Origin of the sequence: Streptomyces sp. NPDC017979, from assembly GCF_044328175.1 — a bacterium.
In the GTDB taxonomy this organism is placed as follows: Bacteria; Actinomycetota; Actinomycetes; order Streptomycetales; family Streptomycetaceae; genus Streptomyces.
The window spans coordinates 65,790-79,394 of record NZ_JBIRGU010000010.1 but is presented as its reverse complement, the minus strand read 5'-3'; the positions used below and the strand labels follow the sequence as shown (position 1 = coordinate 79,394).

Here is a 13,605-nt window from a genome sequence, read left to right as displayed (position 1 = left end):
TTCGCGTCGCTGCTCCAGGGAGCTACAGGCTGGCCGCGGCCGACTTGATCTGTGCGGCGAAGTGGGAGACCTCGGCGTACACGCCCGGGTAGTTGGGACGGGCGCAGCCCTGGCCCCAGCTCACTATGCCGACCTGGATCCAGGCGTTGTTGTTGTCCCGACGGAACATGGGGCCGCCGGAGTCGCCCTGGCAGGTGTCGACGCCGCCCTGCGGCAGACCGGCGCAGATCTCCTCGTTGTTGACCAGGCTCGGGTACGCCTGCCGGCAGGTGGCGTCGGAGACGAAGGGCACGTTGGCCTTCAGCAGGTAGCGCTGCTGCGCCCCGCCCTCGCGGGCCGCGCCCCAGCCGGCGACGGTGAAGTTGCCGCTGTTGAACTCCGCGGTCTCGGCGATCTTCAGCGTCGGCAGGTTGATCGGCTGGGCGAGCTTGATCAGCGCCCAGTCCTTGCCGGTGCCGTTGTAGCCGGGGGCCTGGAGGACCTTGGTCGAGCGGACCTTGATGGCGCTGGCGCTCTGGAGGTCCACGACGCCCGCGGTGGCGGTGATGCTGGTGTTGTTCCCGGAGCCGCTGACGCAGTGCGCGGCGGTCAGCACGATCTGCTGGGTCAGCAGGGAGCCGCCACAGCCCATCGACAGCCGCACCATGAAGGGGAACTCGCCCTGCGCGGCGCGGGTGCCGCCGACGACCGGCGGCGGCGCGGCGAAGGCGGCCGTGGGCTGGAGGCTGACGGCGGCGAGCACGACGGCGCCTGCGGCGGCGACTCTCTTGAACATGCTGAGGAGCTTCAAGGCTCTGCCCTTCGTGGGGGGTCGGTGTGTGACTGTCGTGCACATGACAGAGAAGGGGTGATGAAACTGTCATGGGCCCGACAAGACGTGATCCGGATTATGGAGAGTCCGCAGCGGGCGCCACAAGGCGCGGTTTCCAGCCATGGCTAGGAGCGGTGCCCGGTCGGGGGCCACGGCTCGACGTGCCGATGGGCGGCGTCGCCGTACAGTGGATTGCGGGCCGACCGTCGTACAGGGGGTACGGAACGTGGTGGCGAACGACAGGGGGACCGCCGGGCGCGGGAGCGCCGCCGCCGCGGCGGGAGCCGTCGGTACGGCCGGGGTGGCAGGTACGGCCGAAACGGTTCGCACCGTGGCCGGGGCGAACACCGCCGAAGCAGGGAGCGCGTCCGAAGCCGTACGCACCTCCGCACCGGCGAGCACACCCAAGGCCATCGGCACGGCAACCGCGCCCCACACCACGGGCACTGCGAGCACCGCAGACACCACAGACACCACGAGCATCGCCAACGTCGCCGGCACCACCGGCCCCACCGGCGCCGTCGCGCACGGCTTCCCCAACCTCCGCACCGTCCGCGCCGCCATCACCGCCCTGCACCGCACGCTCCCGCCCGACGAGCTCCAGGCGTACGCGCTCAGCGTCCTCCCCGCCGACGTCGCCTTCTCCGACGTCGACGACCTGCACCTCGGCGCCCAGCGGGTCGCCCGCGCCCTCGTGCGCCACCTCCGCCTGCCCGACGCCCGGATGATCGTCGGCTTCCGCCCCATGGAGCACGCGGCGAGCGTCGAACTGACCGACGGCCCCGAGTACTTCATCGAGCTGAACGACCGCTTCCGCACCCACCGCAGGGACATCGGCGCCGCCCTCGCCCACGAGGTCACCCACGTCCTGCTGCACCGCCTCGGCCTGTCCTTCCCCGACACCGGCGCGAACGAGATCCTCACCGACACCGTGACCACCTACCTCGGCGCCGGCTGGCTGCTGCTCGACGCCTTCCGCGAAGACGCGCTCTCCAGCCAGAAGCTCGGCTACCTCACCCCGGAGGAGTTCGGTTACGTCCTCGCCAAGCGCGCCCTCGCCTTCGACGAGGACCCGTCGCCGTGGTTCACCTCGCCCCAGGGCTACACGGCGTACCGCAAGGGCCGCGCGCACGCGCTGCGCGACGCCCAGCAGCCGCCGCTGACCACGGCCGGCTGGACCGGCCGCCACCGCTACGCCAAGGACCGACGCCACGCGCGGGAGAGCCCGCAGACGGCGTGCGCCACCGAAGGCGCCGCGGAGTACGCCTTCGAACACGCCCCCGACGGCCTGCGCGTCTCGTTCCCCTGCCCCACCTGTCACCAGCGCATTCGGGTCCCGGTCCGCGGCCGGGTGCGGGCCCGCTGCGGGCTGTGCCGGACCATTCTCGAATGCGACACGTGAACGATCTTCCGTACGCTCGGGCCATGCGAGAGGGAGAGAGCGTGGGCGTGGGACCGGACGCGCTGTTCGAGGCGGTCCACGGAGGCGACGCCGACGCTGTGGTGCGCGCGCTGCGGTCCGGCGTGCCGGCCGACGCCACCGACGACGAGGGCCAGACCGCGCTGTACGTGGCCGCCCTCCACAACGACCTCGGCGTCGTACGGCTGTTGCTGGCGGCCGGCGCCGACCCGGAGCGCCCCAGCGGCGACGACGGCGGCGACCTCCCGCTGTGCGGTGCGGCCGTCGGCGGCCACGCGCAGGTCGTCCGGGCGCTGCTGTCCGCGGGCGCCCGCCCCGACACCGCCGAGTCGATGGGCTTCCGCGCGCTGACCTGGGCGGTCCAGCAGGGTTACGCGACGACCACGCGGGTCCTCCTGGAGGCCGGCGCGGACCCCGAACTGCCGGGCCCCAACGGCGAACCGCCCCTCGTGGTGGCCGCGCGCCGCGGCTCGCCCCGGACCGTGCGCGCCCTGCTCGACCACGGCGCGACGGCCCACCGGGCGACCCTCTCGGCCGCCCTCGCGGAGGCCCGGCCGTGGCTGGAACGCGACGTCGCCCAGGAGGTGCGCACCGCGCTCCTCGACACCTGGGAGGACGTGACCGGGACGGTCACCCGCCGGATATCCGAGGAGGGCGGGGTCACCGTCGTCGTCGAAGTGCTGCGGGACGGGCGGACGGTCGGCGGTCGCGAGTCCCAGACCGGGCACGCGGCGGTCGTGACGCTGCTGGAGTCCGCGCTCGGGATACGCACGCCCTACGCGCAGTTGGCGGACCGCGCCCTGCGCTGCGGCCACCGCGCCCAGGACAACTGGACCGAGCAGGTGTCGGCGCTGTGGGCGCGCGGCGACGAGGAGACGTTCCAGGCGGCGCAGGCGTGGTGCGCGAGCACCGACCCCCTGCGGCGGGCCTTCGGCGCGGACGTCCTGGCCCGGTTGGACGGCCCCGGCGGCGCGCTCTCGGGGCGCGCGGTGCAGGTGTTGCGTGCGGTGACGCGGGAGGCGACGGCGCCCGTACTGATCGAGGCGGCGGTCGCGGCGCTGGGCGTACGGGCCGACGCGTCGTCGCTCCCGGACGTCCTGCGGCACGCGCCCCACCCGTCCCCCGCCGTCCGCCGCCAGGTCGCCCGTTCCCTCGCGAGCCTGGTCACCGACGCCGACGGCGAGGGCATCGCCGCGCTGGTCGGCTTGAGCGCGGACCCGAACGCCGGCGTACGGGACCGGGCCACGGCGTCACTCGCGAAGTCCCCCGCCGACACCCCGGAGATCCGCGAGGCCCTGGCCGCCCGCCTCGACGACCCGGACCCGGCCACGGCCGCGGAAGCCGCCGGCGGCCTCGCCCGCCGCCAGGACCCGCGCGCCGTCCCGGCCCTGGTCCGCCTCCTGGCCGACGGCACCCCGGACGGCCCGGCCTACGAAACGGCCCTCGCCGCGGTCGACGCCATCACGGACGAAACGACCCGCCGCCGCCTGGAGTCGACGGTGCCGCGCTGTCGTTAGCCGGCTTCCGTCAGCGCAGGCGCACCCCGCCCGGGTAGCGGCGCTCGATCGCCGCCACCAGCAGGTCGAAGAGCGTGGGGCCCGCCCCGGCCTCGGCGCGCGCCAGCTCCGCTCGGATCGCGGGGTGGTTGGAGGGATGGGCCCGGCGCAGCTTCTGCGCCAGGTAACGGGCGGTCTCCGGGTGGCCCAGGGCGGTGCGGGAGCGTTCGTGGGCGCGCCATTCGAAGACGACGTCGTCGTCATCGTCGGGGGTGCCGTAGCCGCCGCCGAGGCAGTCGGCGAGGGCGTCGAAGTTGCTGCCGAAGTAGCCGCCGGGCCCGTTGACGGCCTCGCCGATCGCCCGCCAGAAGTCGGGCAGACCGGCGATGGTCGAGCCGTCGATCACGTACGTGGTCGTCATGCTCCTTGTTTACCGCGGTGACCGGCAGCGGTGGCTAACAGCCGTGGTCGACCAGGTCGAACGACGCGTAGTGGTCCCGGGTGTAGTAGTCCTCCTGGTGCTGCTCCCCGGTGACGATGCGCCGGGTCCCGCGGTTGCTCGCGCCCGGCGTCTTGACGGTGTACTCGTGGTAGTACGAGGCGGACTGCTGGGGCAGCAGCCCCTCCCGGTTCTGGAACACTCCCCCGTCCTGCGGGTACGGGAAGGGTCCACCGGAGTCGATGAGCCGGAGCGTGGTGTGGGCTTCGGACGGCAGGGCGGAGTAGCAGATCTCACCGAAGCCGGCGGCGGATGCCGCGGCCGCGGGGGTCGCGGTGGGGGTCGCGGTGGTGACGAGGAGGGCGGCGGCGAGGGTCGCGCCGAGGGCGGCGACGCGTCGATGAATGCGGTGGGGGATGCGCATGCGCCCATGATGGCCCGCATGAGCATGCACGCATCAAGCCCATGAGCGGCGTGTTCGCCGGACGTTCACCCGAAGGCCGGACCCCGACCCGCGCCTTGATCGCCGTCGAGCGGGCTGATTGGCTGACCGGCATGACCGACCTCGGCGCCTCCGCCCCCTGGCCGCCCGCCCCGATCACGACGGACCGCCTCGTGCTGCGCGAGTCGCAGGCACGGGACCGGGCGGCGTTCGTCGACCTGTTCTCCTCGCCGGAGGTGAACACCTATCTCGGCGGCGCGCAGCCGCGCGAGGCACTGGAGCGCGACGTGCCCCCGGTGCCGGGCCGCCGCCCCGGCCTGTTCGTGGTCGCCCTCGCCGGAACGATGATCGGCCAGGTCATCCTCACCCGAAACTCGGGCCACCTCCCCCAGGCGGAGGGCCGGGTGGAGTTGGGCTATCTGTTCCTGGCGTCGGCGTGGGGCCGGGGTTACGCCACGGAGGCATGCGAGGCGGCCCTCGCCTGGTTCGACTCCACCCACCCGGACGAACCGCTGGTCCTCGCGACGCAGACGGCGAACGCGCCTTCGATGCGGCTGGCGGCGAAGCTGGGCTTCGAGGAGGCGGAGCGCTTCGTGGCGTACGACGCGGAACAGTGCTTCGCCGTCCGCCCGCCACCGACCTCCCAGGCAGCCTGCCGCACCACCTGACGCCCGCGCCGTGCCCCCGCGGGCACCTGCCCCAGCGTCGCGGTGGGTGCGGTCCGCGGAGACCGACACGTCCCTCCGGAGGGTGGGACGGCTGTCGCTGAGACCCCAGGGGCCACACGGCAAGCAATACTCATCACCTGTGGATCGGCTCACCTCGCCAGCGGCCGTTCCTGAAGGGAGTCCCGTGGCATCCATCAAGGACATCGTCTTCGACAGTCCTCATCCGGCGTCGGCCGCCCGGTTCTGGGCACAGGCCCTGGATGACTACGACATCGCGCCCTATGACGAGGAGGAGTTGGCCCGGCTGCGTTCCTTGGGCGTCGACGACCCGGAGGACGACCCCACTGTCCTGCTCGTCGGCAGGGACGACAGACTGCCTCGCATCTTCTTCCAGCGGGTGCCGGAGGACAAGCGGGCCAAGAACCGGGTCCATCTCGACCTCAGCACGACCGATGCAGCCGCAGAGGTCAAGCGGCTGTGTGCGCTGGGAGCGACGGTCCAGGCCGAGCGCGACGACTGGATCACGATGCAGGACCCCGACGGCAACGAATTCTGCGTCATGCGCTCGTGATCGAGGGGGAGGGTCCTCGGACCGCCTTCGACCTCGTCGAGGCGCCACCGCCCTCCGTCGACGCAGGGTCGGGCTCCGGTGCACGGGAGGACGGTGGGTGGGGCGCGGCGGCTCTGCCATGCCCGCCGGAGCAATGGGCGCTGTAGGGGTCTCTGCGGACCGTGGGCGGTTGTTCGCGCGGTTCCCCCGCGCCGCAGGCGCATGACGGGGGAAGCGCATCAGGGGCGCTGGGGGCACCTCCCGCGCCCCTTGGGCGCACGGGGGCGAGGCTGCGCGCGCAGACCGTCGCCTGGCCGCGGAGACCGACGCAACCCGCAGCGGGACCGTCCAGGCGGCGCCTGGGATCGCGCGGCGCGGGCCTCAGCCCGCCCCGTACACCCGCCCCGGTTCCTCCGACGCCGACAGCAGCTTCCGTACCACCTCCCCCGTCTCCGACGGGGTGCGGCGGGCGGGCGCCGTGTCCGTCGGGCCGGGGCGCCAGCCCTCCATGACCGTCAAGCGGGGGCCCTCCGACTCGAAGACGCGGCCCGTGACGCCGTCGCTCGCGGCCGATCCCAACCACACCACCAGCGGGGAGACGTCGTCCGGGAGCGCGGCGAGGTCCGTGAAGACGCCTTCGGTCATGCGGGTCCGCGCCGCAGGGGCGATCGCGTTCACCCGTACCCCGTAACGCGCCAACTCCGCCGCCGCGACGAGCGTCAGGGCCACGACGCCCGCCTTCGCCGCCGCGTAGTTCGACTGGCCGACGCTGCCCAGCAGGCCCGCGCCCGAGGTCGTGTTGACCACGCGGGCCGACACCGACCGACCCGCCTTCGCCTCGGCCCGCCAGTGGGCCGCCGCGTGTTTCAGGGGCAGGAAGTGGCCCTTGAGGTGGACGCGGACGACGGCGTCCCAGTCGTCCTCCGTCAAGTTCACGAGCATCCGGTCCCGGACGAAGCCCGCGTTGTTGACGAGGGTGTCGAGCCGGCCGTACGCGTCCAGGGCCGTTGCCACGAGTGACGACGCGCCCTCGTTCGTCGCGACGTCGCCGCCGTGCGGCACCGCGTCGCCTCCCGCCGCGCGGATCTCCGCGACCACCTCGGCCGCGGGGCCGCGGGACGTGCCCGCGCCGTCGAGCGCGGCGCCGAGGTCGTTGACGACGACCCGGGCGCCCTCGGCCGCGAAGGCGAGCGCGTGCGCCCGCCCGAGCCCCCGCCCCGCGCCGGTGATCACCACGACCCGGCCCTCGCACAGTCCCGTCATCTCAAGCCTCCCCGGAGTCAGTTGTGGCCGCGGCGGCGAGGAACGCCGGGCGTTCGCCGCCGCCGTGGACGTGCAGCGACGCCCCGCTGACGTACGCCGCCCGCGCCGATGCGAGGAAGACCGCCGCTTCCCCGACGTCGGAAGGCTCGGCGAGCCGCCCCAACGGCACGGTCGCGCCGACCGCGGCGACGCCCGCCGCGTCGCCGTAGTGCAGGTGGGCCAGTTCGGTGCGGACCATCCCCGGCACGACCGTGTTCACCCGCACCTCGGGCGCCCACTCGACCGCCATGGACCGCGCCAGGTTCGCCAGCCCCGCCTTCGCCGCGCCGTACGCCGCCGAGCCCGGCGAGGCCCGGTCGGCGCTGACGCTGCCGATCATCACGATGGAGCCGCGGGCGGCCCGCAGGTGTTCGTACGCGGCGAGGGACGCGGTCAGCGGCGCGGTGAGGTTGAGTTCCAGCACCCGTACGTGCCGGGCGGCCGGTGCATCCGCAAGGGCCCGGTGCGGCGTCCCGCCCGCGTTGTTGACGAGCACGTCGAGCCGCCCGTACCGCGCCGCGACGTCCGCGAAGAAGCTCTCGACGGCGCCCACGTCCCGCAGGTCGAGCGGTACGAACTCGGCGCCGTCGACGGCGACTTCGGGCGGACGGCGGGCGCAGACCACCACCCGCGCCCCGGCCCGCAGCAGGCAACGCGCGATGCCCGCGCCGACGCCCCGCGTACCGCCCGTGACGACCGCGACCCTCCCGTCCAACTCCATCCGCTGCTACCTTCCTCACCTAACAAATGTTTGGTGGAAAGGTAGCTGATCCTGTCATGGGTGTCTCCACCACGAACACCGACTCCGCCACGAACACCGGCTCGACGACGCGCACCGGCTCGACGACGAGTACCGGCTCGACGACGCGCACCGGCTCGACGACGAACGCCAACTCGCCCACGGGCGCCGTCTCCACCACGGACACCGCGCCGGGCGTGCGCACGGTCACGGTCGACCGCCCGCCCGTCAACGCGCTGCCCGCCCGCGGCTGGTACGACCTCGCCGACGCGGTCCGCGCCGCCGGCCGGGACCCGGACGTGCGCTGCGTCGTCCTCACCGCCGCGGGCCGCGGCTTCAACGCCGGCGTGGACCTCAAGGAGCTCCAACGCGCCGAAGACAACACCGCGCTGATCGACGTCAACCGCGGCTGCGCGGAGGCGTTCGCCGCGGTGTACGAGTGCGAGGTCCCGGTCGTCGCCGCGGTCGCCGGCCACTGCCTCGGCGGCGGCGTCGGCCTCGTCGGCAACGCGGACGCGATCGTCGCCGCGGACGACGCGACCTTCGGCCTGCCGGAGTTGGACCGGGGCGCGCTGGGCGCGGCGACGCACCTGTCCCGGCTGGTGCCCCAACACCTCATGCGCACGCTGTACTTCACTTCCCGCACGGTCAGCGCGCACGAGTTGCACGGCCACGGCTCGGTGTGGCGGGTGGTGCCGCGCTCGGAACTCGACGCGGCGGCACTGGAGTTGGCGCAGGAGATCGCCCGCAAGGACGGCACACTGCTGCGGCTCGCGAAGGCGGCGCTCAACGGCATCGACCCGGTGGACGTGCGCCGCAGCTACCGCTTCGAGCAGGGCTTCACCTTCGAGGCGGGCCTCAGCGGAGTGGCCGACCGGGTCCGCGCCGCCTTCGGACGCCCAGAAGGGGGCGAGGGGTGATGAGCGACAAGGTCATGTCGCTGGACGACGTCGTCGGGCGGCTGCGCAGCGGAATGACCATCGGCATCGGCGGCTGGGGCTCGCGCCGCAAGCCCATGGCGTTGGTGAGAGCAGTGCTCCGGTCCGAGATCACCGATCTCACCGTGGTGTCGTACGGCGGCCCGGACGTCGGCCTCCTCGCCGCCGCCGGTCGGATCCGCCGCCTGGTCACCGCCTTCGTGACGCTCGACTCCATCCCCCTCGAACCGCACTACCGCGCCGCCCGTCAGGCCGGCGGCTTCCCCGTCACCGAGATCGACGAGGCGATGTTCATGTGGGGCCTGCACGCCGCCGCGAACCGGCTGCCGTTCCTGCCGGTGCGCGCCGGCATCGGCTCGGACGTGCTGCGGCTCAATCCGGAGCTGCGGACGGTGACCTCGCCGTACGAGGACGGGGAGGAGTTCGTCGCCGTGCCCGCGCTGCGCATGGACGCCGCCTTCGTCCACCTCAACCGCGCCGACCGGCTCGGCAACGCCTGCTACCTGGGCCCCGACCCGTACTTCGACGACCTGTTCTGCGAGGCCGCGGACACGGCGTACGTCTGCTGCGAAGCGCTGGTTGACACGTTCGGGGACGTGCCGCCGCAGTCCCTGCTGGTCTCCCGCCATTCGGTCACGGGTGTGGTGGAGACCCCGAACGGCGCGCACTTCACCTCCTGCGCCCCCGACTACGGGCGCGACGAGGCGTTCCAGCAGGCGTACGCGTCCACGCCCTGGGAGGAGTTCGCCGCGCGCTTCCTCGACGGTGACGAGAAGGCGTACCAAGCCGCCGTCGCCCGCTGGCAGGAGGATGCCCGATGAGCATCAAGACCACGGCGACCCGCGCCGAGTACTGTGTCGTCGCCTGCGCCGATGCGTGGCGGGGCGACGGAGAAGTGCTGGCCAGCCCCATGGGCCTGATCCCGTCCGTCGGCGCCCGGCTCGCGAAGCGCACCTTCTCCCCCGATCTGCTCCTCACGGACGGCGAGGCGATGCTGGTGGGGCTCGACGGGTCGGTGGAGGGCTGGCTGCCGTACCGCCGTCACCTCGCGATGGTCACCGGTGGGCGCCGGCACGTGATGATGGGCGCGAGCCAGCTCGACCGCCACGGCAACCAGAACATCTCCGCCATCGGTCCGGACTTCACCCGCCCCGCCCGCCAACTCCTCGGAATGCGCGGCGCGCCCGTCAACACCCTCAACAACCCGGTGAGTTACTGGATCCCCAGGCACTCGCCGCGCGTCTTCGTCCCGGAGGTGGACGTGGTCTGCGGGGTGGGTTACGACCGCGCCGCCGCGGCCGGCCCGAGCGCCACCCGCTTCCACCGCATCCCCCGCGTCGTCACCGACCTCGGCGTCTTCGACTTCGCGACGCCTGATCGCGCGATGCGGCTGGTGTCCGTGCACCCGGGCGTGACGGTGGCGGACGTGCGGGCCGCCACCGGTTTCGAGCTCGTCGCGGACGACGTGGTGCCGACCCGGGAGCCGACCGCCGAAGAGCTACGGCTGATCCGCGAGGTGATCGACCCGGACGGCCTGCGCGAGCGCGAGGTGAGGACCGGGTGATGGAGACCGCACTGACCCGGCTCACCGGCGTGCGCCATCCGATCGTGCAGACCGGCATGGGCTGGGTCGCCGGCCCCCGCCTGGTCTCCGCGACGGCGAACGCGGGCGCCCTCGGCATCCTCGCCTCCGCGACGATGACCGTGGACGAGCTGCGGCACGCGGTGCGCGAGGTGGCCGCCCGCACGGACGCCCCCTTCGGCGTCAACCTGCGCGCCGACGCCGCCGACGCCCGCGAACGGGTACGGATCATCGTCGACGAGGGCGTACGCGTCACTTCGTTCGCCCTCGCGCCGTCCCGCGACCTGATCGCCGAACTCAAGGACGCGGGCGTGGTGGTGATCCCATCGGTGGGTGCCCGTCGCCACGCGGAGAAGGTCGCGGCATGGGGCGCGGACGCGGTGCTGGTGCAGGGCGGCGAGGGCGGCGGCCATACGGGGGCGGTCGCCACGACCGTGCTGGTCCCGCAGGTCGTGGACGCAGTAGACATCCCCGTCGTCGCGGCCGGCGGCTTCCACGACGGCCGCGGTCTGGTGGCCGCGCTGGCGCTGGGCGCGGCGGGCGTCGCGATGGGCACCCGCTTCCTGCTGACCTCCGACTCCACCGTCCCGGCCGCGGTGAAGGCGCGCTATCTGGCGGCGACGGTGAACGACGTGACGGTCACGCGGGCGGTGGACGGCCTCCCGCACCGGATGCTGCGTACGGACCTGGTCGCGGCGCTGGAACGGCACGGCCGCGCCCGCTCCCTGGCGCTGGCGGTACGCCACGCTGCGGCGTTCCGGAAGTTGTCCGGTCTGACGTGGCGTTCGATGGTCCGCGACGGCCTCGCGATGAAGCACGGCAAGGAACTGACCTGGGGCCAGGTCCTGTTGGCCGCGAACACCCCGATGCTGCTGCGCGCGGCGATGGTCGACGGCCGGACAGATGTGGGTGTGATGGCGTCGGGCCAGGTCGCGGGCGTGCTGGACGACCTGCCGAGCTGCGCGGAGCTGGTGGAGCGGGTGGTACGGGAAGCGGACGCGGTGCTGCGGGAGCTGGGCACGCACTGAGCCCCGTACGACGGGTGCCGTACGGGGCTCAGGGAGTGCGGTGGAGCTACGGACTACAGCTCGGCCCCTCGCGCGAGAGCCACCAGCCCGGCGAACGCGCCAGCGGACACCAGCAGCGCGGGCCCTTCGGGACGCTTGCTGTCGCGGACGGGCACGGTGCCGTGCGTGGCCGCGTGTGCGGGGGCCCATTCGAGGCAGTCGCCGCCGTTGTTGCTGTAGGAGGACTTGGTCCATTGAGCTGTGGAGAGTTCAAGGCTCATCGTGCAGCTCCTTCGAGGACTTACAGGTCGGCGCCCCGCGCAAGCGAGACAAGCCCGGCGAACGCGCCAGCAGACACGATCAGGACCGGCCCACCCGGCTGCTTGCTGTCCCGGACGGGCACGACCCCGGTGGCAACGACGTTCACGGCGACCTCCACGCAGTTGCCACCGTTGCTGCTGTAGGAGGACTTGACCCAACGAAGTTCGGTCGCGGTCGTCATGGGGTGCCCTTCCGGATCTGATTGATCATGTCCACGCTCGCTGCCGACGACAGCGATACGGCCTGCAACTGATGGTAGGCCGTCAACAGGGGCAGAATGACGGGGATTTCGCGCTCCATGTGCCCCTGCATCTGGGACTCAGCGTACGCGACCATGGAGAGGTCCGGCAGGGTCAGCAGGTTCAACGGGAGGTTGAACGGCCTGCGCTCTCCTATGGCATACGGCGCGATGTGCAGCATGGCGTTGGGCTGCTCGGCGAACGCCAACAGTCGATCGAGCTGGGCGTCCATCACCTCACGGCTGCCGACCTGTCGGCGGATGCAGCTCTCGTCCATGACGACGAACATCATGGGTGACCGGTCGCGCACCAGCGCAGCCTGCCGCTGCATGAGCACGCGTACTCGCTCCTCAGCCTGGTCGGCCGAGATCGAGCCTCGCTGAACTTCGCCACTTTCAAGGGCGGTTGCGTACTCAGACGTCTGGAGCAGCCCCGGCATGATCCCGATCTCGTACAGCCGGAGCTCGACGGCCCGCCCCTCGTACCCCAGGTACTCCGGGAAGCCTTGCAGCAGTGCGCCGTGCCGGATCTCTCTAAACGCGCGTTCGAACGTGTCAGCGGCACCTTCGAGTTCGAAGATCCTGTCGGCACTCAGCGAGAATTGGCGCGTTGGCGTTCTGCGGCCGGTTTCGACGGCTGAAATGTGTCGCCCCGAGTAGCCCATGAGGGATGCGAGTTCGTCCTGAGTCAATCCCCGCCCATCTCGCAGGCTGCGTAAGCGCGCTCCGTACGCCGCCTGAGCAGATGCTTCGGGATTCAACTCCTTGCGGTTCACCAACGTGCTCTCCTCGCCCAGTCGCGTTGAGGGGAGTACCAACCCTAGGCCAACCTGACTGCGCCCGGTAGCGGTTTGGCTACAGAGAGGAGCAATCATGTGCGGCGAACTCGACGAACTCAGAGTCGGTGAACTCGCTTACGACACAGAGTCCCAGACCATCGGCGTGGTCATGGAGGTGTTCAGGAACTACTACGCCCTCCGCCCGCCCCGCGGCGGCATCGAGTGGGACGCCCTGCGCGACCTCACCCGTAGGGCGACGAACCACGACCGGCTAGCGCCGGCCCTGAGCGAGCGCAACGCCAACAGCAGTCAGCGGGCCTGACATGGGCTCCCCCCACATCCCCGAGCCATCCCCCGCCCCCGAGCCGCCGCGCACCTGCCGGGCCCCCGCCGTACTGCCACCGGAACTGGTGCTGGACGCCCGCGACGCCGAGGGCCACGCACCCGAGACCCTGATGGCGATCCAGACGCGTCTCACGTGCGAACTGGAAGCGCACCAGGACACCCCGCACGCCGCCCTCGTCCGCCTCCTACCGGCTCCGCACGGCGAGAACCTGTGGACCCACTGGACGGACGGCCTCGCCCCGGAGCAGATCACCGCCCTCCCCGACTGCACCGAGACCAACGGCGCTCCGTCAGGCCGCGACGACGTCTGCTTCCTCTACCGCGACCACCCGGGACGCTGCTCCTTCGCCATCGACGCCCCTGGCCCATAAGCCCCGCACACCCACCCCTCCCCCCAATCGCCCGCCGGCCATCGCCCCGGCCGCGCGGGCCGGCCCGCCCCCGAGGTCTCTGCCCCAGACCTCCGGGGGGCGGGCCACCAAGCCGCCCGTCCGGCCCACCTGGGCAAGGGTCAGGGCCGGACGGGCC

General features: G+C 72.6%; 18 protein-coding genes. 10 read left to right on the top strand and 8 right to left on the bottom strand.

All coding sequences use genetic code 11. The features are described 5' to 3' along the window. Positions 1 to 22 precede the first annotated feature (22 nt). Positions 23 to 775: a S1 family peptidase gene (locus ACH4E8_RS24235; protein WP_398451447.1), complete on the bottom strand. Its 753-nt coding sequence runs from the start codon at positions 773 to 775 to the stop codon at positions 23 to 25. A 517-nt stretch (positions 776 to 1,292) separates the two neighbouring features. Here ACH4E8_RS24235 and ACH4E8_RS24230 point away from each other — a divergent pair. Next, positions 1,293 to 2,213, top strand: a complete 921-nt coding sequence (locus ACH4E8_RS24230; protein WP_398451891.1) for a hypothetical protein — start codon at positions 1,293 to 1,295, stop codon at positions 2,211 to 2,213. Between the two features lie 23 nt (positions 2,214 to 2,236). After that, on the top strand, positions 2,237 to 3,748 hold the full coding sequence (locus tag ACH4E8_RS24225; protein ID WP_398451445.1) for an ankyrin repeat domain-containing protein: 1,512 nt from the start codon (positions 2,237 to 2,239) through the stop codon (positions 3,746 to 3,748). Between the two features lie 10 nt (positions 3,749 to 3,758). On the opposite strand, the gene ACH4E8_RS24220 is transcribed toward ACH4E8_RS24225, so the two are convergent. Together ACH4E8_RS24220 and ACH4E8_RS24215 are read right to left on the bottom strand one after the other, a co-directional pair. Then, positions 3,759 to 4,148, bottom strand: a complete 390-nt coding sequence (locus tag ACH4E8_RS24220; protein ID WP_398451443.1) for a barstar family protein — start codon at positions 4,146 to 4,148, stop codon at positions 3,759 to 3,761. A gap of 34 nt (positions 4,149 to 4,182) precedes the next feature. Continuing rightward, positions 4,183 to 4,590: a ribonuclease domain-containing protein gene (locus ACH4E8_RS24215; RefSeq protein WP_398451441.1), complete on the bottom strand. Its 408-nt coding sequence runs from the start codon at positions 4,588 to 4,590 to the stop codon at positions 4,183 to 4,185. Positions 4,591 to 4,721: 131 nt separating this feature from the next. On the opposite strand from ACH4E8_RS24215, the gene ACH4E8_RS24210 reads away from it, so the two are divergent. After that, complete coding sequence (locus ACH4E8_RS24210) at positions 4,722 to 5,276, top strand: GNAT family N-acetyltransferase (protein ID WP_398451888.1); 555 nt, start codon at positions 4,722 to 4,724, stop codon at positions 5,274 to 5,276. A gap of 184 nt (positions 5,277 to 5,460) precedes the next feature. Then, entirely contained in the window at positions 5,461 to 5,847 is a 387-nt protein-coding gene (locus tag ACH4E8_RS24205; protein WP_398451439.1) for a VOC family protein, read from the top strand. Positions 5,848 to 6,207: 360 nt separating this feature from the next. Here the strand turns inward: ACH4E8_RS24205 and ACH4E8_RS24200 are convergent, their stop codons facing one another. Continuing rightward, positions 6,208 to 7,089, bottom strand: coding sequence for an SDR family oxidoreductase (locus ACH4E8_RS24200; RefSeq protein ID WP_398451437.1), 882 nt, complete (start codon positions 7,087 to 7,089; stop codon positions 6,208 to 6,210). A 1-nt stretch (position 7,090) separates the two neighbouring features. Beyond that, entirely contained in the window at positions 7,091 to 7,849 is a 759-nt protein-coding gene (locus ACH4E8_RS24195) for an SDR family oxidoreductase (RefSeq protein WP_398451435.1), read from the bottom strand. Positions 7,850 to 7,905: 56 nt separating this feature from the next. Here ACH4E8_RS24195 and ACH4E8_RS24190 point away from each other — a divergent pair, with 56 nt between their 5' ends. From ACH4E8_RS24190 to ACH4E8_RS24175, 4 genes are read left to right on the top strand one after another with little or no spacing between them, the layout of a single operon-like run. Further along, on the top strand, positions 7,906 to 8,787 hold the full coding sequence (locus tag ACH4E8_RS24190) for an enoyl-CoA hydratase family protein (RefSeq protein WP_398451433.1): 882 nt from the start codon (positions 7,906 to 7,908) through the stop codon (positions 8,785 to 8,787). Then, positions 8,787 to 9,626 (top strand): CoA transferase subunit A, encoded by an 840-nt coding sequence (locus tag ACH4E8_RS24185; RefSeq protein WP_398451431.1) that lies wholly within the window; start codon positions 8,787 to 8,789, stop codon positions 9,624 to 9,626. Before ACH4E8_RS24190 ends, ACH4E8_RS24185 begins: the two co-directional genes overlap by 1 nt. Then, a complete protein-coding gene (locus ACH4E8_RS24180) occupies positions 9,623 to 10,369 on the top strand; it encodes a CoA-transferase subunit beta (RefSeq protein WP_398451430.1) in 747 nt (248 codons plus the stop codon). The genes ACH4E8_RS24185 and ACH4E8_RS24180 overlap by 4 nt, the downstream gene beginning before the upstream one ends. Continuing rightward, the gene (locus ACH4E8_RS24175; RefSeq protein ID WP_398451429.1) at positions 10,369 to 11,415 is read left to right on the top strand and encodes an NAD(P)H-dependent flavin oxidoreductase; all 1,047 of its coding nucleotides are present in this window, start codon (positions 10,369 to 10,371) and stop codon (positions 11,413 to 11,415) included. The genes ACH4E8_RS24180 and ACH4E8_RS24175 overlap by 1 nt, the downstream gene beginning before the upstream one ends. A 53-nt stretch (positions 11,416 to 11,468) precedes the next feature. Here the strand turns inward: ACH4E8_RS24175 and ACH4E8_RS24170 are convergent, their stop codons facing one another. The 3 genes from ACH4E8_RS24170 to ACH4E8_RS24160 are packed head-to-tail and all read right to left on the bottom strand — an operon-like array spanning position 11,469 to position 12,729. Continuing rightward, the gene (locus ACH4E8_RS24170) at positions 11,469 to 11,675 is read right to left on the bottom strand and encodes a DUF397 domain-containing protein (RefSeq protein ID WP_398451428.1); all 207 of its coding nucleotides are present in this window, start codon (positions 11,673 to 11,675) and stop codon (positions 11,469 to 11,471) included. Between the two features lie 20 nt (positions 11,676 to 11,695). Further along, entirely contained in the window at positions 11,696 to 11,896 is a 201-nt protein-coding gene (locus tag ACH4E8_RS24165) for a DUF397 domain-containing protein (RefSeq protein WP_398451427.1), read from the bottom strand. Next, positions 11,893 to 12,729: a Scr1 family TA system antitoxin-like transcriptional regulator gene (locus ACH4E8_RS24160; protein WP_398451425.1), complete on the bottom strand. Its 837-nt coding sequence runs from the start codon at positions 12,727 to 12,729 to the stop codon at positions 11,893 to 11,895. The genes ACH4E8_RS24165 and ACH4E8_RS24160 overlap by 4 nt, the downstream gene beginning before the upstream one ends. Before the next feature lie 97 nt (positions 12,730 to 12,826). Between ACH4E8_RS24160 and ACH4E8_RS24155 the strand changes: the two genes are divergently transcribed. Both ACH4E8_RS24155 and ACH4E8_RS24150 read left to right on the top strand, forming a co-directional pair. Further along, positions 12,827 to 13,054, top strand: a complete 228-nt coding sequence (locus ACH4E8_RS24155; RefSeq protein WP_398451423.1) for a hypothetical protein — start codon at positions 12,827 to 12,829, stop codon at positions 13,052 to 13,054. A gap of 1 nt (position 13,055) precedes the next feature. Continuing rightward, positions 13,056 to 13,448 (top strand): hypothetical protein, encoded by a 393-nt coding sequence (locus tag ACH4E8_RS24150; RefSeq protein WP_398451421.1) that lies wholly within the window; start codon positions 13,056 to 13,058, stop codon positions 13,446 to 13,448. The last annotated feature ends 157 nt before the right edge of the window (positions 13,449 to 13,605 follow it).